Consider the following 21,718-nt stretch of genomic DNA (forward strand, 5'->3'; position numbering starts at 1 on the left):
GGCGCAGCGCCCTGTGTTTTACACAGGGCTTGCCGGTTGTTCAGGTAATGGCCAGAGGCTATTGAGGTTGAGTGCTTCGAACAGTAACTCCGGCGCGTGTTCAGGCAGGCGCTTGATGATGACATCGGCAGCCGTGTCTGGCGTCCACTGCTCAGGCATGACCTGAATCGACACCACGGGCACTTTCAACGTCTGCGGGGCGACCAGGGTCAAGTCGATGCCCTGATTTTTCAAGGCTTGCCGGGCGCTGCGAAACACCTCTGTGACACTATTGCTCGGCGTGGCTGGCTGGCTTGGTTCGAACAATTGCAGTGAGGAATAGTGGCTGAGAATCGCCAACACCTGTGGTGCCTGGCCTTTCTCCAGCAACGGGGTTGCAGATTGTAGGCAATGCACCGAAGCGCTCAGGTTGGTGCTGGTGATGGCCTCGAAAATCGCGGTGGGTGCGATGCTGATGTCCAGGTAATCACAGGTGCCAGCATTCACCAACAGGCAGTCAAGCGCCCCCCAGCTTTCGCTGAGCTGCTTGCTGGCCGCCGCTGCTTGCGTGGCATCCGTCAAGTTACCGTCGAGCAGTAACAACTGCTCGGGGTTTTGCAGTGACAACCCCTGCAGTTCGGGGGACGCACGACCGCTGGCGGCAACCTTCCAGCCGTGTTCAAGCAACTGCTGCACCAATGCCAGGCCTAGGCCACTAGCGGCGCCGGTGACCCACACTCTGCGCGAGACGGGATTGATCACGATGCTGCCCTCTGTTCCTGCCGCGTGGGTAAATTCTGAAAAGCATCCAACGCACGTTGGCGACTGCTACCGAGGTCCACAATGGGCTGTGGATAGAGTTTAGAAGCAAAAAGATCGCCAGTAATCACTGGATTGTGGATTTTTTTTGCATCCAGATCAGCCAACTCCGGTACCCATTGCCGAATGAAGCGACCGTCAGCGTCAAAGCGTCGTGACTGGCTGAGCGGATTGAAGATGCGGAAGTATGGCGCGGCATCGGTGCCGGTCGATGCGCTCCACTGCCAGCCACCGTTGTTGGCGGCGAGGTCGCCGTCGATGAGGTGACGCATGAAAAAGCGTTCGCCTTCACGCCAGTCGATCAGCAGGTTCTTGCTCAGGAACATGGCGACCACCATGCGCAGGCGGTTGTGCATCCAGCCAGTGGCGAGCAGTTGGCGCATGGCTGCATCGATGATCGGGATGCCGGTTTGCCCCTGCTGCCAGGCTTTGAGATCGTCTGGCGCGTGGCGCCAGGGCAGGGCTTGGGTTTGTGCGCGAAAGGCACGGTGCTTGCTGACGCGCGGGTAGCCAACCAGGATGTGCTTGTAGAATTCGCGCCAGAGCAGCTCGTTGATCCAGGTCGTCAGGCCCTGGTTGCCACTGTCGAACTCGCCATAGTTGTTGCTCAATGCCGCGTGCAGGCACTGGCGCGGTGAAATCACCCCTGCAGCCAGGTACGCCGAGAGCTGGCTGGTACCGGCGACAGCGGGAAAGTCGCGTTGTGTCTGATAGTCGGTGGCGCATTCATCGATGAAATGCTGCAGTCGGTGTTGCGCCTCCTGTTCGCCAGCAGGCCAGAGGTCTCGTAGTGACTGGGGCGGTAGCTCAAAGCCGGGCACTTGGTGGGGCAGCGGGTCGCTGGCAACGGCCATTGACGCCTGCGCCTTGGGCGCATGGCCCAGGCGTGGCAGGCTCAGGTGCAGGCGCTCATGACAGGCCTTGCGAAACTGGCTGAACACCTGAAAGTAGCCGCCGCTACGGGTGAGGATGCTGCCCGGGTGCAACAGCAATTGATCCAGGTAGGTGTGGGTGGTGATGCCGGCCTGCTCCAGGTGGGCACTGACAGCCTGGTCGCGGGCGCTTTCATTGGCGCCGTATTCTTCGTTGAAGTGCACGCCCTGCACCTTGTGCTCCCGGCACAGTTCAAGCAGCACCTGGGGGGCCTGTTGCCAGGTATCGGCATGGCGGATCAGCAGGGGGATGTTCAACTGCGCCAGTGCCGTGCTCAGGCTTTGCAGGTTGCGCAACCAGAAGTCGACTTTGCACGGCGCATCGTCATGGGCCAGCCATTGGCTCGGGCTCAGCAGCCATACTGCCAGGGTCGGGCCGCGTTCGCAGGCCGCTGTCAGAGCAGTGTTGTCGAGTACGCGCAAATCGCTGCGCAGCCAGATCAATTGCATGTCGTGTGTCCTGATAGCCTGTGCAGGCACTCGAGCGCCGCCTGGGGCGTTTCGAGGGCAAATACCGTCTCGTCGTTCCATGCTTGCAGCGCCTGCTTGTGAATGCTGACTGCGCGCCCGCACAGGAGTTTCGCAATGTCGATGTGGGCCAGGTTTCGTTGCAGGCGCGACACATCGAGTGCCTTGTCGATGCTCAGCAGCAGCGCCCATGGCCGCAGGCGGTCCACGGCCAGGGCCAGCTCGTTGCCGGGGAGCGCCCAGTCGAAGACCTGTACCGGGTGCCCGGCGTTGCTCGCCAGCCAGGCGCTCAGCCACAACCGCGGGTCGAAGGCCAGGTCGCAGCCGTTGACCAGCAGCAACGGGGCGCCGCCAAGCTGGTGATTGTTGTGATAAATCCGTGCGCCCAGCTTGCTGCGCAGCCAGGAGTGGAAGAACACCCGCTCAAGGCTTGCGGCGAACTGGCCCTGCCAGCGCCGCTCCAGCTCCTCGAGCAGTGGCAGCAACAGTTGCTGACACAGCGTCGCCGCAGGGTAGAGGGCCATGGCCTGGTTAAGCTGCTGGTCGAGGCGGCGCTCGGCGAGGCTGGCGATGGCTTCGATCAATTGCTCGCGCAATGTTTGCCAGGTGTTTCCTGGCGTTGTCCGAGGAGTGCTGGGCGCAGCGTCGAGCAGGCTCTTGACCTGGCTGACGGCGACGCCGCGGTTGAGCCAGGCGAGAATCTGCTGAATGCGCTGGATGTCTTCCTGGCTGTATAGACGGTGCCCTTTGCCGGTTCGTTGCGGCACGATCAAACCGTAGCGCCGCTCCCACGCGCGCAGGGTGACCGGATTGATGCCGGTCAGCCGCGTCACATCGCGGATCGGCAGCAGCGCTTCAGATGGCATTGCGCAGGCTCAGGTTTTCCGGGTGTGGCTGCAAGTAGACCTGCTGGGCCAGGTAGTGATCCGGGTGGTTGCGCAAATGATGTTTGAGCAGGGTCAGCGGTACCACCAGCGGCACCACGCCGTCATGGTACTGGTTGATCAGCTGGCGGATCTCCTGTTTGTCGGCATCGTTCAGGGCGTCGCGCAGGTAGCCGCTCAGGTGCAGCAGCACATTGCTATGAGTGCCACGGCTGGCACAGCGGGTCAGGGCTTGCATCAACTGGCTGAAGTAGCGCGGGGCGAGGATTTGCGGATCGTCGTCTCGGGTCATGCTGCCGAGCAGCTTGCCCAGTACCTTGTACTGCTGTGGGTTGTGGGCCATCAGCTGATACTTGTAACGGGCGTGAAATGCGATCAGTGCGCCGCGGCTGAGGCCCCTGGCGAGCAACTGTTGCCAATCGGCGTAGGCGTAAACGCGGGTAATGAAGTTCTCTCGCAATACGGGATCAAACAGCCGACCATCTTCCTCCACCGGCAGGTCCGGGCGTAGCGTGCAGAATGCGTCGGCGAACACTCCGCGGCCACCCTCGGGCGCCGGATAACCATTGGCCTGGTAGACCTTGACCCGTTCCAGGCCGCACGACGGTGACTTGTGCATGAAGATATAGCCGCAGATATCATTCAGGTCCTGGGCCATCTGTTGCCCGTAGGCACGCAGCGGGCCGCTAAGATCCAGGCCGGGATCGCGGCTGTACACCGCTTGCGGGTCGGCGGGGTCGCCGACCAGGCGAATAGGTGGGCGAGGTACGCCCAGGCCGATGGCGACTTCCGGGCAGACCGGGAGCAAATCGAAGTGTTCGCCGAGCACCTCGGTGCACCAGCGTGACGCCTTGTGACCGCCATTGAAGCGCACCGCCTGGCCCAGCAGGCAAGCGCTGATGGCGATACGGGGCTTGCGCGACAGGTCACGAGCGTCCATGTGGCAGGTCCTGAAAAATATTGTACAAGTAAATTAAGTTGTACAGATAAATCTCATCATAGAGATAAAGCTGTGCAAGTCAAATGCGCTGTACAACGTTTGTTCAGGTCACCCGAGCGTGATGGGAGGGCTCAGAGGCCGCCCCAGGGGTCATTCCAGGTGTTCGAGCAGGCGTCGGGCGGCTTCCTGGCCACTGAGCCAAGCGCCTTCGACGCGACCGGACAAGCACCAGTCGCCACAGGCATACAGGCCCAGGTCAGCGTCGGCCAGCGCCCCCCACTCGTGGTTGCTGGCCGGGCGTGCATAGAGCCAGCGGTGGGCGAGGGAGAAGGTGGGGGCCGGCACCACGCAGCCGACCAATTCGGCGAAGTCGCCCCATAATTGCTCGATCACAGCCTCCTTGGCCAGGTCGATGTGGTCTTTGCTCCAGCTTGAGGTGGCATGCAGTACCCAGGTGTCCATGTGTGCATCGCGTCCGGGTTTGCTCCGGTTGCGCGCCAGCCAGTCGAGGGCGCTGTCCTGTACGAAGCAGCCTTGCATCGGGGTGTCGAGCGGGGTGTCGAAGGCCAGGGCAATCGCCCAGGTCGGGTCCATCTGAACGCCGGCGGCCGCAGCAGCGAGCTTGGGTGCAGCCGCCAGCAGGGGCGTTGCCTGGGGCGCGGGCACCGCGACCACTACCCGGCTGAAAGGGCCGTGGCTGCAACCGTCGGTGTCTTGCAGGTGCCAGTACTTCTGGCCGCGATAGACCTCGGCGATGCGGCAACTGAAGTTAACCGTGACGTCCTTGAGCAGGCCGCGGGTGATAGCGCTCATGCGCGGTACGCCAACCCAGCGCGTCTGTTCGTCGGGGGAGGGGCTGAGTACGCCATCCTGGTAGTGGTACAACTGTGGTTTCCACTCTGCTGCCCAACCTGCCGCTACCCATTGCTGGAGCTGGTCGACAAAGCGCCGGTCGCGGGCGGTGAAGTACTGGGCGCCAAGATCGAGGGCGCCCGCATCGCTGCGTTTGCTGGCCATCCGGCCGCCGCTGCCATGGCCCTTGTCGAACAAATGAACGGTCTGCCCGGCTTTTTGCAGGGCCTGGGCGGCGGACAGGCCGGCGATACCAGCCCCGATGATGGCAATAGGTACAGTCATGATGGCCTCTTCGAACCATGTGGTTGCAGACTGGGCTGCGCAGCAAACCTGTACAATGCATGAACCCCGTATAAGATGATTCCGCTCGTTATCACAGGTTGGCCTATGTTTATCCGAGAGCGATCGGTCAAAAAAGTGCCTTGTTGTTAAAAATAGACCACTGGCGCGCGATGCGAGGACACAGCCATGCATATATTGCTGACCGGCGGTACCGGGTTGATCGGCCAACAGCTGTGTCAGCACTGGTTGGCCCAAGGGCATCGGTTGACGGTCTGGAGTCGACGCCCTGAACAGGTGGGCAGGTTGTGTGGTGCTGGCGTGCGTGGCATCGCCCGGCTTGAGGAACTGAGCGATGACGACAGCCTGGATGCGGTCATCAATCTGGCCGGGGCACCGATCGCCGATCGGCCCTGGAGCTCCGGTCGAAGGGCTGTGTTGTGGGCCAGTCGTATCACCCTGACCGAGCATTTGCTGACCTGGCTGGAGGCGCGTCAACAGCGTCCCGAGGTGCTGATTTCGGGTTCGGCGGTAGGTTGGTATGGGGATGGCGGCGAACGCGAGCTGAGCGAAGCCTCGCAGCCGGTCAAGGAGGACTTTGCCAGCCAACTGTGCATCGCCTGGGAGGAAACTGCCATGGCTGCCCAGCCTCTGGGGGTGCGTGTTGTGTTGGTGCGCACGGGCCTGGTGCTGTCGAGTGAGGGCGGCTTTTTGTCGCGCCTGCGCCTGCCGTTCAAACTGGGGCTGGGCGGGCCTATCGGCGATGGTCGGCAATGGATGCCATGGATACATATAGACGATCAGATCGCCCTGATTGATTTTCTCTTGCAGCGCAAGGATGCCAGCGGTCCTTATAATGCCTGCGCCCCGGAGCCGGTGCGCAACCGTGAGTTCGCCAGGCGCCTGGGCCGGGCTTTGCACCGCCCGGCGTTCATGCCGCTGCCGGCGCTGGTGCTCAAGGCTGGTCTGGGCGAGCTGTCGACCCTGCTGCTCGGAGGGCAACGGGCGCGGCCGGTACGTTTGCTGGCCGCCGGTTTCACCTTCCGCTTCAATGATCTGCAATCGGCCCTGGACGAACTGTCCAGCCGCCTCTGAAATAGGACGTTGCATGACCGATCACGCTTTGCTGCTGGTCAACCTGGGTTCACCGGCCTCCACTTCTGTCGCCGACGTGCGCCGCTACCTCAATCAGTTTCTCATGGACCCCTACGTCATCGACCTGCCGTGGCCGGTGCGGCGCCTGCTGGTGTCGCTGATCCTGATCAAGCGTCCTGAGCAATCGGCCCATGCCTATGCCTCGATCTGGTGGGACGAAGGTTCACCCTTGGTGGTGCTGACCCGCCGCCTGCAAGCGGCTATGCGCGACCAGTGGTGTCACGGTCCGGTGGAGATCGCCATGCGCTACGGTGAGCCTTCGCTGCCCACCGTGCTGGCGCGCCTGGCTGCCCAGGGGGTAAAGAAAGTCACCCTCGCGCCGCTGTATCCGCAGTTTGCCGACAGCACCGTGACCACGGTGGTGGAGCAAGCCAAACAGGTGATTGCCGAGCAGATGCTGGCGCTTGAAATGGCGATACTGCAGCCGTTCTACGACCAGCCTGAATACATCGATGCCTTGGTGGCCAGCGCGCAGCCCTATTTGCAGCAGGATTACGATCACCTGCTGCTGAGTTTCCATGGCCTGCCTGAGCGGCACCTGAAAAAACTCGACCCGACGGGTAATCACCGTTTTCAGGACGCCGATTGCTGTCGCGATGCTTCACCTGAAATGCTGGCGGTCTGTTACCGCGGCCAGTGCCTGCGCACCGCCCAGGCGTTTGCGAAGAAGATGGGCATCCCCGACGGCAAGTGGTCGGTGTCGTTCCAGTCACGCCTGGGGCGGGCGAAGTGGATCGAGCCCTATACCGAGACACGTCTGGACGAGCTGGGCAAGTCCGGGGTGAAAAAACTGCTGGTGATGTGCCCGGCGTTCGTGGCCGATTGCATCGAAACCCTGGAGGAGATCGGCGATCGTGGGCGCGAGCAGTTTGTCGAGGCGGGTGGCGAGGAGCTGGTGCTGGTGCCGTGCCTGAATGATCACCCGCAGTGGGTGCAGGCGTTGAAGGGGATGTGCGAAAAGGCTTGAGCCTCATCGCGGGGCAAGCCCGCTCCCACAGACTGTAGGAGCGGGCTTGCCCCGCGATGGGTTTCAGATCAAGGCAACTGATCGTCCAGTGCCTTGTTCTTCCAGCCATCATTGCCCGGCAACAGCAGGTTCAGGGCAATGGCCACCACGGCGCACAGGGCGATGCCCTTCAGGCCCCAGTCATCCGGGCCGGTGCCCGTGCCGATCAGCACGCCGCCGATACCGAACACCAGGGTTACCGAAACGATCACCAGATTGCGTGCCTCGCTGAGGTCGATCTTGTGGCGGATCATGGTGTTCATGCCCACCGCTGCAATCGAGCCGAACAGCAGGCAGAGGATGCCGCCCATCACCGGTACCGGAATACTCTGTAGCAGCGCGCCGAACTTGCCGATGAAGGCCAGGGTGATGGCAAACACTGCCGCCCAGGTCATGATCTTCGGGTTGTAGTTCTTGGTCAGCATCACCGCGCCTGTCACTTCGGCGTAAGTGGTATTGGGCGGCCCGCCGAACAGGCCGGCGGTGGTCGTGGCGATACCGTCACCGAGCAGGGTACGGTGCAGGCCAGGCTTCTTCAGGTAGTCGCGGCCAGTCACGCTGCCCACGGCAATTACCCCACCGATGTGTTCGATCGCCGGCGCCAGGGCAACCGGTACGATGAACAGGATCGCCTGCCAGTTGAAGGCCGGTGCAGTGAAGTGCGGCAGGGCCAGCCATGGCGCGGCAGCGATCTTGGCAGTGTCGACCACACCGAAGTAGAACGACAGGCCAAAGCCCACCAGCACGCCGGCGATGATTGGTACCAGGCGGAAGATGCCCTTGCCGAACACGGCGACAATCAGGGTGGTCAGCAGTGCTGGCATCGAGATCATCATGGCGGTGCTGTAAGGCAGCAGCTCGGCGCCGTCACCGGCCTTGCCCATGGCCATGTTGGCGGCAATCGGCGCCATGGCCAGGCCGATGGAGATGATCACCGGGCCAATCACGACCGGAGGCAGCAGACGGTCGATGAAACCGGTGCCCTTGATCTTCACGGCAAGGCCCAGGAAGGTGTAGACGAAACCGGCAGCCATGACCCCGCCCATGGTCTCGGCCAGGCCGAACTGGCCCTTGGCGAGGATGATCGGGGTAATGAAGGCGAAGCTCGAGGCCAGGAACACGGGTACCTGGCGGCCTGTCACCAGCTGGAACAGCAGAGTTCCCAGACCCGCCGTGAACAGCGCGACGTTGGGGTCCAGACCGGTGATCAGTGGCATCAGTACCAGCGCGCCGAAGGCGACGAAGAGCATCTGCGCGCCGGAAACGACCTGGCGCCAGAGCGGGTCGTTGAACTCATCCTGCATGTTCAGGCGTCCTTCTGCTTGGTACCGAAGATCTTGTCACCGGCATCGCCCAGGCCAGGGATGATGTAGCCGTGCTCGTTCAGGCGCTCGTCGATCGAGGCGGTGTAGATCTGCACGTCCGGGTGGGCTTTTTCCACCACCGCGATGCCTTCGGGAGCCGCAACCAGAACCATGGCGCGGATGTCCTTGCAGCCAGCTTTTTTCAGCAGGTCGATGGTGGCAACCATCGAGGCGCCGGTGGCCAGCATCGGGTCGATGATCAGGGCCAGGCGTTCGTTGATTTCCGGTGCCAGTTTTTCCAGGTAGGTGTGCGCTTCGAGGGTTTCCTCGTTACGGGCCACGCCCACGGCGCTGACCTTGGCGCCCGGAATCAGGCTGAGCACGCCGTCGAGCATGCCGATGCCGGCCCGCAGGATCGGTACTACAGTGATCTTCTTGCCGGCGATTTTCTCGACCTGGACCTTGCCGCACCAGCCATCGATCTCATAGCTTTCCAGGGGCAGGTCTTTGGTGGCTTCGTAAGTCAGGAGCGTGCCGACTTCCTGGGCGAGTTCGCGAAAATTCTTCGTGCTGATGTCAGCGCGGCGCATCAGGCCGAGCTTGTGGCGGATCAGCGGATGGCGGATCTCACGGGTAGGCATAGGGAAAAGCTCCGGGGGGCGGGCAAAAAAACCGCGCTAGATTAATCTATTCAGCCATGCATGTCCTCAGACTTACTGGACGTTAGTCCAGAAATGCTTGATCTGATGCGATTGGGTGCGTACCTTTGCCCGCTTTTCTCAATTGCCGCCCTTTGGAGAGCGCCATGTCCGCCGATCTCGAGCACATCCGTCAAGTCATGCGCGAGGCTGACTGCCTGCACACTGAAGCTGAAGTCGAGGCCGCCATTGCCCGTGTGGGCGCGCAAATCACCGAGGTACTGGCCGACAGCAACCCGGTGGTGTTCTGCGTGATGAACGGTGGCCTGATCTTCGCTGGCAAACTGCTCACCCACCTGCAGTTTCCGCTGGAATCCTCCTACCTGCACGCTACCCGCTACCGCAACCAGACCAGCGGCGGCGACCTGTTCTGGAAGGCCAAGCCGGAAGTGTCGTTCATCGATCGCGATGTGCTGATTATCGACGACATCCTTGATGAAGGTCATACCCTCAGCGCAATTATCGATTTCTGCAAGCACGCCGGCGCCCGTGCCGTGCATACTGCGGTGCTGATCGACAAGGACCATGACCGCAAGGCCAGCGCCGACCTCAAGGCTGATTTCTGTGGCCTGAGCTGCATCGACCGCTACGTGTTCGGTTACGGTATGGATTACAAAGGCTACTGGCGCAATGCCGCCGGTATTTACGCCGTCAAAGGACTCTGACTCATGCGCCAGCCCGGTTTTCTCGATCAATCATTGTTTACCGAGCTGGCCAGCAAGGCTGCGGCAAATCCGCGCGGCCGTCAGCACCACAACTTCCATGACATGGAAGAACCCTGCCACCGCATGGCCGTAGGCATGCAGCCTTCTACCTATATTCCGCCGCACCGTCACCAGGCGTCGGACAAGGCTGAGTGCCTGCTTGTTCTTCGAGGGGCACTGGGTCTGCTGGTTTTCAATGATCAGGGCGAGGTTGTTGACAAGCGGGTGCTTCAGGCGGGGGGCGAATGCCTAGGTGTCGACCTGCCGACCGGTGTATTCCATGGGTTGGTAGTGCTTGAGCCGGACACTGTGATGTTTGAGTGCAAGGCCGGTCCGTTCCGTCCGGTTGCACAGGGCGATTTCAGTACCTGGGCACCGCGTGAAGGTGAGCCGGGTGTCGCCGAGTATCACGCCTGGATGCGCGCGCAGTTCGACTGAAATTGCCTTGGGCCCGCGAACGTTTTCTCATGCTAGAGTGCCAGGCTGCCCCCAAGGAGCCTGACATGCGTGCGATCCTCCCGTTGTTATTGCTGTTGAGCATGCCGCTTGCCGCGACGCCCCTGCACGGTCAGTTCCTGCCGCCCGATGATCTCGGGGTGCGCAAGGAGGCTGCTGATTCCCAACAGCTGTTGCAAGTCACCAGCTACTCGGTGGTGGTAGGCAATCAGCGCCAGTCCAACCAGCAACCTATTCCTGTCACTTCGCCGTTGATTCTGCGCCTAAAAGGCAAGCCGATGAGCAAGGGGGCGACCATCAGCCAGGTGCTGATCAGCTTCGATGCCGAAAGCAAAAGCCTGAAAAAACCGGTGTTCGACGACAAGAGCAAGACCCTGACACTGAACTACCCGCTGGCCCAGTACCGGGTGATGCTCGACCTGCTGCGCAACGATACTGTCTATGTGCAGTTCCTCAGTTATCCCAATGGTCACATCTGGGCCGATCTGCACACCGGCAGCGTACGCGCGCGTTGAGTGCCGGCGCTGCCCGGGGGTAAACTGCCGGCCCGTGAAAATGTCCGTGATGGTTCAGTTGGAGTCGGCAATGCGTAAAGACAAGAAGCAAGTGATTGGTGATGAGATCAGCGACGACTACATCAAGTCGTTCCTGCAGTACGAGCCGGCCGATAACCTCACTTCGCCGTCGCATCACAAGCTGATCAAGGGCTACCGTGGCCTGCGCATCGATGACTTCGAGCGTTATGTCGGCTTCTTCGTCGAAGCAGGTCATGACCTGGACGGCAAGGACGAGCACGGCCAGACGTTTGTCGAAGCCATCAAGGACCAGCGCAACAGCGCCGAGTACATCGAGATCATCGACAAAGCGCGTGGCTGACTACACCGCGCTATAAAAAGCGCCCTTCAGTGGGAGCGGGCTTGCCCCGCGATTGCGATCTGCCAGGCCAATCGCATCGCGGGGCAAGCCCGCTCCCACCTAAGGGCGTTTTTTTATGCCGGCAGGTTATGCGTAGCTCTGTGCCGGGCTGCTTTCGACCAGGCCCAGGGCCTCGTCGTTGTACGCACTGATCTTGTGGTACAGGGCCGCGTCGCTGGCCAGGACCTTTTCCCGGGCCGGGAAAATTTCCTTGAGCTTGGCAGCCCAGGCGCCCTTGGCCTGCTCGGGGAAGCAGCGCTCGATCAGTTCCAGCATGATCGACACGGTCACCGATGCACCTGGCGAGGCACCGAGCAGGGCGGCCAGGGAGCCGTCCTTGGCCGCGACCAGTTCGGTACCGAACTGCAGGATGCCGCCTTTTTTCGGGTCTTTCTTGATGATCTGCACACGCTGGCCTGCCACTTCCAGACGCCAGTCCTCGGCTTTGGCCTCGGGGTAGAAGCGCCGCAGCGAGTCCAGGCGCTGTTCCATCGACTGCATCACTTCGCTGACCAGGTACTTGGTCAGGTCCATGTTGTCGCGGGCTACGGCCAGCATCGGGCCGATGTTGCCCATGCGTACCGACAGCGGCAGATCGAGGAACGAGCCGTGCTTGAGGAACTTGGTGGTGAAGCCGGCATAGGGGCCGAACAGCAGCGAAGTCTTGCCGTCGACGACCCGAGTGTCCAGGTGCGGCACTGACATCGGTGGCGAACCTACCGCAGCCTGGCTGTAGACCTTGGCCTGGTGGTGCTTGACCACTTCGGGGTTATCGCAACGCAGCCACTGGCCGCTGACCGGGAAACCGCCAAAGCCCTTGCTCTCTTCGATGCCCGACAATTGCAGCAGCGGCAGGGCCGCGCCACCCGCGCCGAGGAAAACGAAGCGGGCGTCGACTTCGCGGCTGCTGCCGCTGTTGACGTCCTTGATGCTGACGGTCCAGCCACTGCCATTACGGCGTAGGCCGGTGACCTTCTTGCAGTACTTGACCTGGGCCTCGGGGGCATTGGCCAGGTGCTTGAGCAGCTTGTTGGTCAGCGCGCCGAAGTTGACGTCGGTGCCTTTCATGACGCGTGTGGCGGCGATTTGCTGGTCGGCAGGGCGCCCCGGCATCATCAGCGGCATCCACTCGTTCATCACCGCCTTGTCTTCGGTGTATTCCATCTCGGTGAAGGCATGGTGCTGCTTGAGCATTTCAAAACGCTTCTTGAGGAAGCTGATGCCCTTTTCACCTTCGACGTAGCTCAGGTGTGGCACGGGGTTGATGAACGCCCGTGGCGAGCTGAACGCACCTTTCTTGCTCAGGTAGGCCCAGAACTGCCGGGACACCTCGAACTGGGTATTGATGTGCACCGCTTTCTTGATATCGATGCTGCCGTCGGCGGCCTGTGGCGTGTAGTTCAGTTCACACAGCCCGGCATGGCCGGTCCCGGCGTTGTTCCACGGGTTGGAACTTTCCGCGGCACCCGAATCCATCAACTCGACGACTTCCAGCTTGATTGCCGGGTCGAGTTCCTTGAGCAGTACGGCCAGGGTGGCACTCATGATGCCTGCCCCTACCAGTACTACATCGACTGCTTCGTTCTGCGCCATTAACGCGTCTCCAAAATCTTCAGCACCAAATTGACAGCATAGGATCCCTGGCTTGCCAGGATCGCCATGTCCGATTCTTCGCAGTTTTTGCAACTTCAGCGGACACCACCAACCGGGCTTTGCGTTGCCTATGAACGCATTTTACAGCCGGTGCGGCAATTCGACTTATGGTCAAGGTATCCGTCGTGCGTTATGGACCGGCTTCAGGCACCCATTTGAGATGAGCGCTGTTGCCAGCTGTTCAGGGCTGTTCGGGACACTTTAGGTGCTTTTGCACATGCCAGACTGTTCATTGCTCGCCACACTCTCGTGAAGTTGTGAAAACCTGTTTTTTCACGCTCTTTTGGAGTCGTGAACCTCAAAATGGACTGCGCAATGGCAAATCCGGCAGGTTCAGGCAGAGCAGGGGGCCGAATGACGCAGGCACACTGGCTGGTGCAAGACCTGTGTGGAAGGCTCTCTGTGGGCGGTGCGGGGGATGCGCAATGTTGTGCATTGGCGGTACTGCGAGGCCCGATCAGGAGACGTCCTTATAATCGGGGGGAGATTATAGCGATGTCGCGGGCAGAAAAGCTCTTAATTAGCGACTTTTATTGAGGCAAAACTCAGGCGGCGAGGCTACGTTGCAGCCAGTTTCCACTGACACGCTTTGAAACACGGGCGCTGGAGGGCAGTGGTTGGTTGAGCCAGGCCAGGCGAATTTCGTAGATTTCCACCCAGCCGCTGCTCGCGGGGGGCTGTGCGCACTGCTTGAAAGCCTGGCAATGGCCCAGGGCGTCGAGGCGGGCGAAGCAGCGTTGAGGGTTGCGTTTGAACAGCAGAGTCAGAAGCGAGGGCATGGCAGGTATCCCCTAGGAAGAAACTGGTGCAAGGATAACCAGGCCGTGATGAAACGATTATGACAGCGAACCGGGGCCGGGCTCGCCGGTCTTATTCGTTGATGGCACGCCGATAGCTGGCCTGCCCCTTGCTGGTTATACTGGCGGCCTTTGCTGCCTATTCTGGAGAGATGAGCATGTTGCAACGTTTGTTGTTCGGTTTGATCGCGGTGACCAGTCTGACCTTGGCCGGTTGTGCCCACAGCCCGCAACAACTCAGCCCGCAACCGAAACTCACCGCCCAGCTGGCGCCGGTCGGTCATGGCCAGCCAGTGGTGGTCAAGGTGGTCGATGGCCGTGCTTCGCAAACCCTGGGCACCCGCGGCGGCCTGTACCCGGAAACCAGTGCTATCACCGTCACCGGCAACGATATCCTGCCAAAACTGCAGGCCCAGGCGGAAGCCGCCGTGCGTCTGCTGGGCTTCACCCCGACGCCGAACGCCTACAACGCGCCACAACTGACCGTGACCCTGACCGAACTCAAGTACCAGTCGCCCAAAGAGGGCATGTACGTGACCGAAGCCACCATTGGTGCAACCTTCAAGGCTGACGTGGCCAATGCCAACCGTCGTTACAGCGGCCGCTACGGCGCCTCGCTTGACCAGCGCTTCGGCATGGCACCCAACCAGGAAACCAACACCAAGTTGGTGAGTGACGTGCTCAGCGACGCACTGACCCGCTTGTTCAAGGACCAGGCTGTCGGCCAGATCCTCGGCGAGTAAGCCCGCCCATTAAAAAGCCCGATGTCTGCAGGGCAGGCATCGGGCTTTTGCGTTTGCGGGGCTCAGGCGGCTTCTACGTAGAAATCCAGAACACTGATGCCGGTGGGGCCGTCGACTTCGGGCAGGTCGTCATGGGCATGCCCGCCCAGGGCGCAGTACACCAGCCACTGGCGGTCCTGGACGTTGAACGCCAGGCCATCGATCAGTGCCTGCTGCTCGTCGCTTTGGGCGATCAGGTAGAGGCGGTCCTGGTTTTCGGCGTGCAGCATGACAAGCTCCGGTGCGTGGTAACGGCCGATAGAGTGGCGTGTCTTGATGACGAGCGTATGACGGCGGGAATTAATCGTCGTTTGTCGTAAAGCACAGGCAGGGGCACGACGCTTGGGTAGAATGCCCGCCGTGTTGAAGGTATTGATGTACTTCTTTTTGAGGTTTTGTGATGTCGTTGCAAGTGATCTGGGGGCTGTTCGCCGCCCATCCGGCCAAGCTGATCAACCTGCTGGCCCTGATGCTGACCTGCCCGGGCGGGCTGCTGCTGCACAGTGCCCGCCGTCGTGCGGCGCAAACCCTGGCGGGCATGGCCGCCGATGAGGCGGTTGTCGAGGGCATGAGCCTGCGCATCAACCGTTTCTACTACATTCTCGGTTTTGCCTTTTTGGCGCTGGCCCTGTTGCTGTCCTGGTTCAGCACCTGGGCGTGAAGCCTATCGCGGGGCGACCCGACTTGCCCCGCGATGAATTTACAGCGCCAATCCCGCCTTGACCCGGTACTGATTGCGCACCGGCGTCGCATACTGCTGCACCAGGTACGGCTGTTGCTCGGCCGGGCAAGCGTCCAGGCGGCGCTGCCATTCGGCCTGGGCGCGGGCCAGTTCATCGGCCGGGAAGACCTTGGCCGCTGTCGGTACATCCAGCGCCGGGTCGGCATCGGCCCACTGTGCATACGCCAGGTAATGCACCGGGAACAACCGGTATCCGGCGAGGATCTGGCGGTCGATTTCTGCTGCCAGTTGCTTGGCGTCTTCGACAAACGCGCTCACCGGTGGTGCGAAGTTGATGTGCACACGACCCTTGTAGCCGGTAATGCCCTGGGCGATGCTGACGTCGTCTTCGCCTGGCGCTTTGCTGTAGCTGCCGGTGGTGGCGCGGATGTACAGCTCGCGCGCCTTGGCCTGGTCGCACGGGTCATACTCGTAGCTGATCGACACCGGGCTCAGGTTCAGCGACTGGATGACCGCGCCGAACGGTTCGTCCTTGCGGCTCATGTGGAACATTTTCAGGATGGCCGAATCGGTACGGTCATCACCATCCTTGGCCCGGCCCTCGGCCTGGGCGATCCAGATCGATTGGCCGTCGTTGCGGATCGAATGGTTGATGTAAGCCGACAGCAGTTGGTAAGCGGCGAGCTTTTCCCGGCGGCCGGTGATCGAGCGGTGCACGATGAAGCTCTTGTTCAGGCGCATCATGTCGCTGACGAACGGCTTTTGCAGCAGGTTGTCACCGATGGCGATGCGCGGCGTCGGCAGGCCGGCGTGATACACGGCATAGTTGACGAACGCCGGGTCCATGACGATATCGCGGTGGTTGGCCAGAAACAGATAGGCGGTACCGGCCTTGAGCTGCTCGACGCCGGTGTAGGTCACGCCGTCGGTCGCCCGCTCGATGGTATGGTCGACGTAGTACTCGACCTTGTCCTGCAGGGTCGAGACGCAGCTGACACCGGCAAACTCTTTGCGCAGGCGCCGGGCGATCAGCGGCTTGAGCAACCAGCCAAAGGCCCCGGCCATGCGCGGGAAGCGAAAGTGGGTGAGGATATCGAGGAATGCCGGGTCGCTGAGCAGTCGTGCCAGAACGGCAGGGACTTCAGCGTCGTCGTACGGTCGGATGGCATCGAATTCGCCCATCATGCTCTCTTGTTGGAAACGGCTAGGGTAATAGGTAGGGGCCGGGGTCTGAAAAACGGCTCAGACACACGCAGGACCTGTAAATAGACCGGCAATTATACGCATAAGTCACTCAGGAGGCCGCGATGCTGGAGACAGCGATCTACGATTGTCCTTATTGTGGTGAAGAAGTCGAGACGACGGTGGACCTGTCCGGCGGTGATCAGGAGTACATCGAGGACTGCCAGGTGTGCTGCAAGCCGATCAGGTTCGTACTGCAGGTGCATGGCGAGGAATGGATGCTGGACATCTATGGTGAGAATGATTGATGCAGCGAATCTACGAGCCTGAAAGCTTGCTGGAAGCCGAGATGCTCATTGGCATGCTGGCCAGTGAAGGCATCACTGTGCACCTGGTCGGCCGCGACCTCATGGGCGCCATGGGCGACTTGCCGATGCACGGCCTGCTGGGCCTGGCGGTGGCGGATGAGCAGGCCGGCTGCGCACGCCAGTTGATCGCCGCGTACAATAGCGCCCAGCCCCTTGCCGGCGACGAACCGGAGAACATTCCCGGAACCCTGATTTGCTAGGTTTTTGCCCTCATGTGTGGACGTTATGCGCTGTTTCGCTGGTCTCCCGCCTTTGCTGCCCTGCCGGGATTTCCCAGTGACCAGCAAGCGCAATGGAATATTTCACCCGGCGCATCCGTGCTGATCCAGCGCCGCCTCGACGATGGCCAGATGGAGCTGGCGCGGGCGCGCTGGGGGCTGACCCCGGCCTGGCTCACTGACCTTTCGCGCACCCCGGCTCATGCCCGGGCCGAGACCCTGGCCGAACAGCCGATGTTTCGCGAAGCCTTTCGCCAGCGCCGCTGCCTGTTGCCGGCCAACGGCTTTTACGAATGGCGCGGCACCCAGCGCAAGCGGCCGTACTGGCTGACGCCGGGGGAGGGCTCTTCGCTGTTCTTTGCGGCGATCTGGGAGCAGTATCCGGTGCAGGATCAGGTCTGGCTGAGTGCAGCAGTGGTGACCCAGGCGGCGATGAACCAGCGCAGGCCGCTGATTCTCGATGCTGCCGGGCAGGCGGCATGGCTTGATCCCCAGACCCCGCCGGCGCGCTTGTACGAGCTGCTGGCGAGCAGCCAGGCGCCGTTGCGTGAGCGGGTGCTGGCGAATATGGTCAATGACCCGAAACTCAATGGGCCGGAGTGTTTGACTCCGGCTTAAGAGCATCGCGGGACGGTGGGAGCGGGCTTGCCCCGCGATGAGGCCTCACACCCTGAACTGATTGATCAAGCGCCGCTGTTGCTCGGCCAGCTTGGTCAGCTCGGCACTGGCGGTACTCGACTCGTCCGCGCCGCCCGCCACTTCGTTGGCCACCTGGCCGATGTTGATCACATTGCGATTGATGTCCTCGGCCACCGCGCTCTGCTCTTCGGCGGCGCTGGCAATCTGCGTGTTCATGTCGTTGATTACCGATACCGCCTGGGTGATGCTCTCCAGCGCCTCGGCGGCGCGCGCGGCTTGCTGCACGCTGTCGTCGGTCTTGCCCTGGCTGTCTTCCATGACCCGCACCACGTCGCGGGTACCCTGCTGCAGTTGCTGGATCATCTGCTGGATTTCTTCGGTGGCTTGCTGGGTTTTCTGCGCAAGGTTGCGCACCTCGTCGGCAACCACGGCAAAACCACGGCCCTGCTCACCGGCACGGGCAGCCTCGATGGCGGCGTTGAGCGCCAGCAGGTTGGTCTGCTCGGCAATTGCGCGAATGGCAATCAGGATGGCGTTGATGTTCTCGCTGTCGCGGGCCAGGTTCTGCACCACACCGACAGCGCGGCCGATTTCCTCGGCCAGGGCGCTGATCGAATGGGAGGTATCGCGCACGATGGCCAGACCCTTGTGAGCGGCCTGGTCGGCGTTGCTGGCAGCTTGGGCGGCATGGGTGGCGTTGCGTGCGACGTCCTGGGCAGTGGCGGTCATTTCGTGCACGGCGGTGGCCACCAGATCGATTTCGGCCATCTGCTTGTGCACGCCCTGGTTGGTGCGGATGGCGATGTCGGCGGTGTGCTCCGACGAGTCGCTGACCTTCTGTACCGAGGCCACTACCTGGCTGATCATGGCCTGCAGCTTGCTCAGGAAGGTGTTGAAGCCCGTGGCGATCGATCCCAGCTCGTCGGCGCGGTCGCTGCTCAGGCGGCGGGTCAGGTCGCCTTCGCCCTGGGCGATATCATCGAGCATTGCCACCATCTGCCGCAGTGGCCGGGCAATACCTTTGGCCAGCAACCAGATCACCAGCAGGCCAAGGGCGGCGATGCCCAGGCCGACCAGGGTCATGCCGGTGATGTCGGCGCGGCGCTGGGCGCCGAGGTCGTTTTGCAGTTTTTCCACATCCGCCATCACCGCGTTGATCGGCAGTTCCAGCAGCAGGGTCCAGCGGGCATCGGTATTGGCGATCTTGAACGGCAGGTACAGCTCGATGCGGCCAGCGGCCTGATCGACTTCATAATGCAGGTTCTCACCCTTGAGTTGCGCCAGGGTGCCGGCGGCATTGGCGTCGAGGACATCGCTGGCTTTCTCGCCGAACTTGCCCGGGTCTTTGGTGAAGGCCACCAGGCGGCCATTGCCGGACACCAGCGCCAGTTCGCCGGCACCGTTGTAGAGCTGGCGGTCGGCGTTGATGAGCATGTCCTGGATGAAGTTGACTGAGAGGTCGGCGCCGGCAATGCCCTGGAATGTGCCGTCGATCATGATCGGCTCGACGAACGAGGCGAGCATCACCACCTTGTTGCCCACCTTGTAAGGTGCCGGGTCGATCACGCAGGCCTTTTTCGACTCCCGCGGGCACAGGTAGTACTCACTGGCACGCACGCCGGTGGCGAGAATGGTCTGATCATTGACGTCGGCCAGTTTGTCCAGGCCCAGGCTGCCGTCTTCGTTGCGGAACCACCAGGGCAGGAAACGCCCGCTGGCGCTGTCGATGCCGGTGACCGGGGTACCGACGAAGCGCGCGTCATCGTGATCCAGGGCGTTGCTTTCCCAGCCCAGGTAAGCACCGAGGATAAGCGGGTTGGTCAGTGCGGTCTGCTTGAGCAGGGCGATCAGTTGTTGCCGTTCGATCTTGAGCAGGGCATTGCCGCTGGCGTCCTGCATGCCGAGCATGGCGTTGCTGCTGGCAAGGCCCCGGGCAATCAGCAAGGGTGCTTCCAGGCCGCGCTGGATCTCGCTGACCTGGGTCCGCGCCAGGGCGGTCAGGCGCTGCTCGATCACCGCCTCGAACTGTTGCTGGGTGCGGGTCTGTACCAGCTCCTGGGTCCGCTCACCGGCATACACGGCGTAGAGCACCAGGGCGGCAACAATGCTCAGGACAATGGCGCCAGCAAGGGCTGCGACGGAAAACTGGATCGACCGGAACTTCATGAGGGGGCTCCAAGCGCAAGGAAAGGCGTCTGCCTTGCGTTATCGGCCTGCTGCTGCGAAAGCATGAGCGCCGTCTGGAGAAATCTTCGTCAGGGATATGGCGGGCTCAGGCGAGTCGGCCTAGGATACGCGGCATGTTCGAAGGGAGTGTTTTCATGCGTAAGTCATTTGTAATCGGTGCATTGAGCGCCAGCGTCCTGCTCGCGGGTTGCCAGGCAGTGAACACCACCAGCGGCGGCGCCGTGGGTGTCGAGCGTAAGCAATATATGTTCAGCATGCTGTCGACCGATGAGGTCAACCAGATGTACGCCCAGTCGTACCAGCAAACTCTGGGCGAGGCTTCGAGCAAGGGTGTGCTCGACAAGACCAGCGCCAACGCCAAGCGCGTGCAGGCTATTGCCAGCCGCCTGATCGCCCAGGCGCCGCAGTTCCGCCCGGATTCGGCGCAATGGAACTGGGAAGTGAACCTGATCAAGAGCGACGAGCTCAATGCCAACTGCGGGCCGGGTGGCAAGATCTTCGTCTACAGCGGCCTGATCGAGCAGCTCAAGCTGACTGACGACGAACTCGCCGCCGTGATGGGCCATGAAATCGCCCACGCCCTGCGCGAGCATGGTCGTGAAGCGATGTCCAAGGCTTATGGCGTGCAGATGGCGCGCCAGGGTGCCGGGGCCTTGCTGGGCCTGGGCCAGGACAGCCTGGCCATTGCCGACACCGTGGTGCAGTACAGCCTGACCCTGCCCAACAGTCGCGCCAACGAGAACGAAGCCGACCTGATCGGCCTGGAGCTGGCAGCACGCGCCGGCTACAACCCGAATGCCGCGATCAGCCTGTGGGGCAAGATGGCCCAGGCCTCGGGCGGCTCGCAGCCGGAGTTCATGAGCACTCACCCGGCGTCGGCCAGCCGTCAGGCTGCGTTGCAGGCGGCGATTCCCAAGGTGATGCCGTTGTACGAGCAAGCGCGCAAGTAAAAATCGCGGGGCAAGCCCGCTCCCACACTGTGGGAGCGGGCTTGCCCCGCGATTGCGATCAGCCTATCCAGCCACTGACCTGCATGGCCGAGTACACCGCCACCGCAGCCAGGACGAAGAACGCCGCCGATGCCAGGCGGCGGATCAGGGTCAATGGCAGCTTCTCGGCAGCGAAGTTGCCCGCCAGTACCACTGGCACGTTGGCAATCAGCATGCCCAGGGTGGTGCCGATAATCACCATGATCAGGTGCGGATACTGCGCCGCCAGCATCACCGTGGCGACCTGGGTCTTGTCGCCGATTTCGGCGATGAAGAACGCAATCAGGGTGGTCAGGAACGGGCCGAAGCGCCGCGCGGTGCTGGCGTCGTCATCGTCCATCTTGTCCGGGATCAGCGTCCACAGCGCCGTGGCGGCAAAGCTTGCGGCGAGAATCCAGTGCAGGGTGGCGGCGCTGAAGAATGTGCTGACCCAGGCCCCGACCGCGCCTGCAGCCGCATGGTTGGCCAGGGTGGCGGCGATGATGCCGGCAATGATCGGCCAGGGTTTGCGAAAGCGGGCGGCAAGGATCAGCGCGAGCAGTTGGGTCTTGTCGCCAATTTCGGCGAGGGCCACGATCGCGGTGGGGACGAGCAATGATTCCAGCATCAGGGTTCCTACGGGGGCGGGTCGACACGGCTATGACACGTACAGCCTTCCCGCCCCGGGTAAGGTGTGCGTGTCATAGGTCTTGTCAAACCCTGGGTCCGTCTGTGCGGACCGTGGGTCGCACGCGCCATGGTCTGTTGACCAAGTATGTTGACGCGTACCGGGCGAGCTGGGTGCTCGCGGGAGACTACTCCCCTAGGACGGAGCGGATTCTGCCTAG

25 protein-coding genes, 1 pseudogene and 1 riboswitch are annotated in these 21,718 nt (G+C 61.9%); of the genes and pseudogenes, 12 read left to right on the top strand and 14 right to left on the bottom strand.

Features of this window, described 5'->3' with window-relative positions; translation table 11 throughout:
* Positions 1-18: 18 nt before the first annotated feature.
* From EXN22_RS05400 to EXN22_RS05420, 5 genes are all read right to left on the bottom strand, one after another.
* Positions 19-741 (bottom strand): SDR family NAD(P)-dependent oxidoreductase, encoded by a 723-nt coding sequence (locus EXN22_RS05400; protein ID WP_233281681.1) that lies wholly within the window; start codon positions 739-741, stop codon positions 19-21.
* Entirely contained in the window at positions 738-2,180 is a 1,443-nt protein-coding gene (gene phrB / locus EXN22_RS05405) for a deoxyribodipyrimidine photo-lyase (protein ID WP_130263094.1), read from the bottom strand. Before phrB ends, EXN22_RS05400 begins: the two co-directional genes overlap by 4 nt.
* Positions 2,171-3,064: a MerR family transcriptional regulator gene (locus EXN22_RS05410; protein WP_130263095.1), complete on the bottom strand. Its 894-nt coding sequence runs from the start codon at positions 3,062-3,064 to the stop codon at positions 2,171-2,173. The genes phrB and EXN22_RS05410 overlap by 10 nt, the downstream gene beginning before the upstream one ends.
* On the bottom strand, positions 3,054-4,022 hold the full coding sequence (locus EXN22_RS05415; protein WP_130263096.1) for a YbgA family protein: 969 nt from the start codon (positions 4,020-4,022) through the stop codon (positions 3,054-3,056). Before EXN22_RS05415 ends, EXN22_RS05410 begins: the two co-directional genes overlap by 11 nt.
* A 150-nt stretch (positions 4,023-4,172) precedes the next feature.
* A complete protein-coding gene (locus tag EXN22_RS05420; protein WP_130263097.1) occupies positions 4,173-5,159 on the bottom strand; it encodes an NAD(P)/FAD-dependent oxidoreductase in 987 nt (328 codons plus the stop codon).
* Positions 5,160-5,345: 186 nt separating this feature from the next.
* Between EXN22_RS05420 and EXN22_RS05425 the strand changes: the two genes are divergently transcribed.
* The gene (locus EXN22_RS05425) at positions 5,346-6,251 is read left to right on the top strand and encodes a TIGR01777 family oxidoreductase (protein WP_130263098.1); all 906 of its coding nucleotides are present in this window, start codon (positions 5,346-5,348) and stop codon (positions 6,249-6,251) included.
* 13 nt (positions 6,252-6,264) lie between these two features.
* A complete protein-coding gene (hemH, locus tag EXN22_RS05430; protein WP_130263099.1) occupies positions 6,265-7,278 on the top strand; it encodes a ferrochelatase in 1,014 nt (337 codons plus the stop codon).
* A 68-nt stretch (positions 7,279-7,346) separates the two neighbouring features.
* Here hemH and EXN22_RS05435 read toward each other — a convergent pair whose 3' ends face one another.
* Both EXN22_RS05435 and upp read right to left on the bottom strand, forming a co-directional pair.
* Positions 7,347-8,621 carry a uracil-xanthine permease family protein gene (locus tag EXN22_RS05435; protein ID WP_130263100.1) on the bottom strand — a complete coding sequence of 425 codons (1,275 nt, stop codon included), beginning with the start codon at positions 8,619-8,621 and terminating at the stop codon, positions 7,347-7,349.
* Between the two features lie 2 nt (positions 8,622-8,623).
* Positions 8,624-9,262, bottom strand: a complete 639-nt coding sequence (gene upp / locus EXN22_RS05440; RefSeq protein ID WP_130263101.1) for a uracil phosphoribosyltransferase — start codon at positions 9,260-9,262, stop codon at positions 8,624-8,626.
* Positions 9,263-9,426: 164 nt separating this feature from the next.
* On the opposite strand from upp, the gene EXN22_RS05445 reads away from it, so the two are divergent.
* The 4 genes from EXN22_RS05445 (at position 9,427) to EXN22_RS05460 (ending at position 11,355) form a co-directional block, all read left to right on the top strand.
* The gene (locus EXN22_RS05445) at positions 9,427-9,984 is read left to right on the top strand and encodes a hypoxanthine-guanine phosphoribosyltransferase (protein WP_130263102.1); all 558 of its coding nucleotides are present in this window, start codon (positions 9,427-9,429) and stop codon (positions 9,982-9,984) included.
* Positions 9,985-9,987: 3 nt separating this feature from the next.
* On the top strand, positions 9,988-10,461 hold the full coding sequence (locus EXN22_RS05450) for a WbuC family cupin fold metalloprotein (protein WP_130263103.1): 474 nt from the start codon (positions 9,988-9,990) through the stop codon (positions 10,459-10,461).
* A 65-nt stretch (positions 10,462-10,526) separates the two neighbouring features.
* Positions 10,527-10,994, top strand: a complete 468-nt coding sequence (locus tag EXN22_RS05455; protein WP_130263104.1) for a hypothetical protein — start codon at positions 10,527-10,529, stop codon at positions 10,992-10,994.
* 70 nt (positions 10,995-11,064) lie between these two features.
* On the top strand, positions 11,065-11,355 hold the full coding sequence (locus EXN22_RS05460; protein WP_130263105.1) for a PA4642 family protein: 291 nt from the start codon (positions 11,065-11,067) through the stop codon (positions 11,353-11,355).
* A 126-nt stretch (positions 11,356-11,481) separates the two neighbouring features.
* Here the strand turns inward: EXN22_RS05460 and mqo are convergent, their stop codons facing one another.
* Positions 11,482-12,987 (bottom strand): malate dehydrogenase (quinone), encoded by a 1,506-nt coding sequence (mqo, locus tag EXN22_RS05465; protein ID WP_130263106.1) that lies wholly within the window; start codon positions 12,985-12,987, stop codon positions 11,482-11,484.
* Positions 12,988-13,592: 605 nt separating this feature from the next.
* Positions 13,593-13,826 (bottom strand): hypothetical protein, encoded by a 234-nt coding sequence (locus tag EXN22_RS05470; RefSeq protein WP_130263107.1) that lies wholly within the window; start codon positions 13,824-13,826, stop codon positions 13,593-13,595.
* A 176-nt stretch (positions 13,827-14,002) separates the two neighbouring features.
* Between EXN22_RS05470 and EXN22_RS05475 the strand changes: the two genes are divergently transcribed.
* The gene (locus tag EXN22_RS05475) at positions 14,003-14,587 is read left to right on the top strand and encodes a YajG family lipoprotein (RefSeq protein ID WP_130263108.1); all 585 of its coding nucleotides are present in this window, start codon (positions 14,003-14,005) and stop codon (positions 14,585-14,587) included.
* 62 nt (positions 14,588-14,649) lie between these two features.
* On the opposite strand, the gene EXN22_RS05480 is transcribed toward EXN22_RS05475, so the two are convergent.
* Positions 14,650-14,856, bottom strand: coding sequence for a hypothetical protein (locus EXN22_RS05480; RefSeq protein ID WP_010225766.1), 207 nt, complete (start codon positions 14,854-14,856; stop codon positions 14,650-14,652).
* Between the two features lie 170 nt (positions 14,857-15,026).
* Between EXN22_RS05480 and EXN22_RS05485 the strand changes: the two genes are divergently transcribed.
* Positions 15,027-15,287, top strand: a complete 261-nt coding sequence (locus EXN22_RS05485) for a hypothetical protein (RefSeq protein ID WP_130263109.1) — start codon at positions 15,027-15,029, stop codon at positions 15,285-15,287.
* A 39-nt stretch (positions 15,288-15,326) separates the two neighbouring features.
* Here the strand turns inward: EXN22_RS05485 and EXN22_RS05490 are convergent, their stop codons facing one another.
* Positions 15,327-16,493: a 1-acyl-sn-glycerol-3-phosphate acyltransferase gene (locus EXN22_RS05490; protein WP_165392186.1), complete on the bottom strand. Its 1,167-nt coding sequence runs from the start codon at positions 16,491-16,493 to the stop codon at positions 15,327-15,329.
* Positions 16,494-16,615: 122 nt separating this feature from the next.
* On the opposite strand from EXN22_RS05490, the gene EXN22_RS05495 reads away from it, so the two are divergent.
* From EXN22_RS05495 to EXN22_RS05505, 3 genes are read left to right on the top strand one after another with little or no spacing between them, the layout of a single operon-like run.
* On the top strand, positions 16,616-16,798 hold the full coding sequence (locus tag EXN22_RS05495; RefSeq protein ID WP_130263110.1) for a CPXCG motif-containing cysteine-rich protein: 183 nt from the start codon (positions 16,616-16,618) through the stop codon (positions 16,796-16,798).
* Positions 16,798-17,058 (top strand): putative signal transducing protein, encoded by a 261-nt coding sequence (locus tag EXN22_RS05500; protein WP_130263111.1) that lies wholly within the window; start codon positions 16,798-16,800, stop codon positions 17,056-17,058. Before EXN22_RS05495 ends, EXN22_RS05500 begins: the two co-directional genes overlap by 1 nt.
* A gap of 12 nt (positions 17,059-17,070) precedes the next feature.
* Complete coding sequence (locus tag EXN22_RS05505; RefSeq protein ID WP_130263112.1) at positions 17,071-17,694, top strand: SOS response-associated peptidase; 624 nt, start codon at positions 17,071-17,073, stop codon at positions 17,692-17,694.
* Positions 17,695-17,739: 45 nt separating this feature from the next.
* Here the strand turns inward: EXN22_RS05505 and EXN22_RS26605 are convergent, their stop codons facing one another.
* Both EXN22_RS26605 and EXN22_RS26610 read right to left on the bottom strand, forming a co-directional pair.
* On the bottom strand, positions 17,740-18,582 hold the full coding sequence (locus EXN22_RS26605; RefSeq protein ID WP_407691961.1) for a methyl-accepting chemotaxis protein: 843 nt from the start codon (positions 18,580-18,582) through the stop codon (positions 17,740-17,742).
* A gap of 60 nt (positions 18,583-18,642) precedes the next feature.
* Positions 18,643-19,881: pseudogene (locus EXN22_RS26610) on the bottom strand (methyl-accepting chemotaxis protein); the annotation flags it as partial.
* 155 nt (positions 19,882-20,036) lie between these two features.
* On the opposite strand from EXN22_RS26610, the gene EXN22_RS05515 reads away from it, so the two are divergent.
* Positions 20,037-20,852 carry a M48 family metallopeptidase gene (locus EXN22_RS05515; protein ID WP_130263114.1) on the top strand — a complete coding sequence of 272 codons (816 nt, stop codon included), beginning with the start codon at positions 20,037-20,039 and terminating at the stop codon, positions 20,850-20,852.
* Between the two features lie 58 nt (positions 20,853-20,910).
* On the opposite strand, the gene EXN22_RS05520 is transcribed toward EXN22_RS05515, so the two are convergent.
* Entirely contained in the window at positions 20,911-21,498 is a 588-nt protein-coding gene (locus tag EXN22_RS05520) for a TMEM165/GDT1 family protein (RefSeq protein WP_130263115.1), read from the bottom strand.
* 87 nt (positions 21,499-21,585) lie between these two features.
* Positions 21,586-21,707, bottom strand: a riboswitch (yybP-ykoY riboswitch).
* Between the last annotated feature and the right edge of the window lie 11 nt (positions 21,708-21,718).

The sequence above is a fragment of the Pseudomonas tructae genome, from assembly GCF_004214895.1.
Classification (GTDB): Bacteria; Pseudomonadota; Gammaproteobacteria; order Pseudomonadales; family Pseudomonadaceae; genus Aquipseudomonas; species Aquipseudomonas tructae.

Coding starts and splice junctions, on each gene's coding strand:
- phrB (WP_130263094.1), bottom strand. CDS start 2,180: ATGCAATTGATCTGGCTGCGCAGCGATTTGCGCGTACTCGACAACACT.
- EXN22_RS05410 (WP_130263095.1), bottom strand. CDS start 3,064: ATGCCATCTGAAGCGCTGCTGCCGATCCGCGATGTGACGCGGCTGACC.
- EXN22_RS05415 (WP_130263096.1), bottom strand. CDS start 4,022: ATGGACGCTCGTGACCTGTCGCGCAAGCCCCGTATCGCCATCAGCGCT.
- EXN22_RS05420 (WP_130263097.1), bottom strand. CDS start 5,159: ATGACTGTACCTATTGCCATCATCGGGGCTGGTATCGCCGGCCTGTCC.
- EXN22_RS05425 (WP_130263098.1), top strand. CDS start 5,346: ATGCATATATTGCTGACCGGCGGTACCGGGTTGATCGGCCAACAGCTG.
- hemH (WP_130263099.1), top strand. CDS start 6,265: ATGACCGATCACGCTTTGCTGCTGGTCAACCTGGGTTCACCGGCCTCC.
- EXN22_RS05435 (WP_130263100.1), bottom strand. CDS start 8,621: ATGCAGGATGAGTTCAACGACCCGCTCTGGCGCCAGGTCGTTTCCGGC.
- upp (WP_130263101.1), bottom strand. CDS start 9,262: ATGCCTACCCGTGAGATCCGCCATCCGCTGATCCGCCACAAGCTCGGC.
- EXN22_RS05445 (WP_130263102.1), top strand. CDS start 9,427: ATGTCCGCCGATCTCGAGCACATCCGTCAAGTCATGCGCGAGGCTGAC.
- EXN22_RS05450 (WP_130263103.1), top strand. CDS start 9,988: ATGCGCCAGCCCGGTTTTCTCGATCAATCATTGTTTACCGAGCTGGCC.
- EXN22_RS05455 (WP_130263104.1), top strand. CDS start 10,527: ATGCGTGCGATCCTCCCGTTGTTATTGCTGTTGAGCATGCCGCTTGCC.
- EXN22_RS05460 (WP_130263105.1), top strand. CDS start 11,065: ATGCGTAAAGACAAGAAGCAAGTGATTGGTGATGAGATCAGCGACGAC.
- mqo (WP_130263106.1), bottom strand. CDS start 12,987: ATGGCGCAGAACGAAGCAGTCGATGTAGTACTGGTAGGGGCAGGCATC.
- EXN22_RS05470 (WP_130263107.1), bottom strand. CDS start 13,826: ATGCCCTCGCTTCTGACTCTGCTGTTCAAACGCAACCCTCAACGCTGC.
- EXN22_RS05475 (WP_130263108.1), top strand. CDS start 14,003: ATGTTGCAACGTTTGTTGTTCGGTTTGATCGCGGTGACCAGTCTGACC.
- EXN22_RS05480 (WP_010225766.1), bottom strand. CDS start 14,856: ATGCTGCACGCCGAAAACCAGGACCGCCTCTACCTGATCGCCCAAAGC.
- EXN22_RS05485 (WP_130263109.1), top strand. CDS start 15,027: ATGTCGTTGCAAGTGATCTGGGGGCTGTTCGCCGCCCATCCGGCCAAG.
- EXN22_RS05490 (WP_165392186.1), bottom strand. CDS start 16,493: ATGATGGGCGAATTCGATGCCATCCGACCGTACGACGACGCTGAAGTC.
- EXN22_RS05495 (WP_130263110.1), top strand. CDS start 16,616: ATGCTGGAGACAGCGATCTACGATTGTCCTTATTGTGGTGAAGAAGTC.
- EXN22_RS05500 (WP_130263111.1), top strand. CDS start 16,798: ATGCAGCGAATCTACGAGCCTGAAAGCTTGCTGGAAGCCGAGATGCTC.
- EXN22_RS05505 (WP_130263112.1), top strand. CDS start 17,071: ATGTGTGGACGTTATGCGCTGTTTCGCTGGTCTCCCGCCTTTGCTGCC.
- EXN22_RS26605 (WP_407691961.1), bottom strand. CDS start 18,582: ATGATCAGCCAGGTAGTGGCCTCGGTACAGAAGGTCAGCGACTCGTCG.
- EXN22_RS05515 (WP_130263114.1), top strand. CDS start 20,037: ATGCGTAAGTCATTTGTAATCGGTGCATTGAGCGCCAGCGTCCTGCTC.
- EXN22_RS05520 (WP_130263115.1), bottom strand. CDS start 21,498: ATGCTGGAATCATTGCTCGTCCCCACCGCGATCGTGGCCCTCGCCGAA.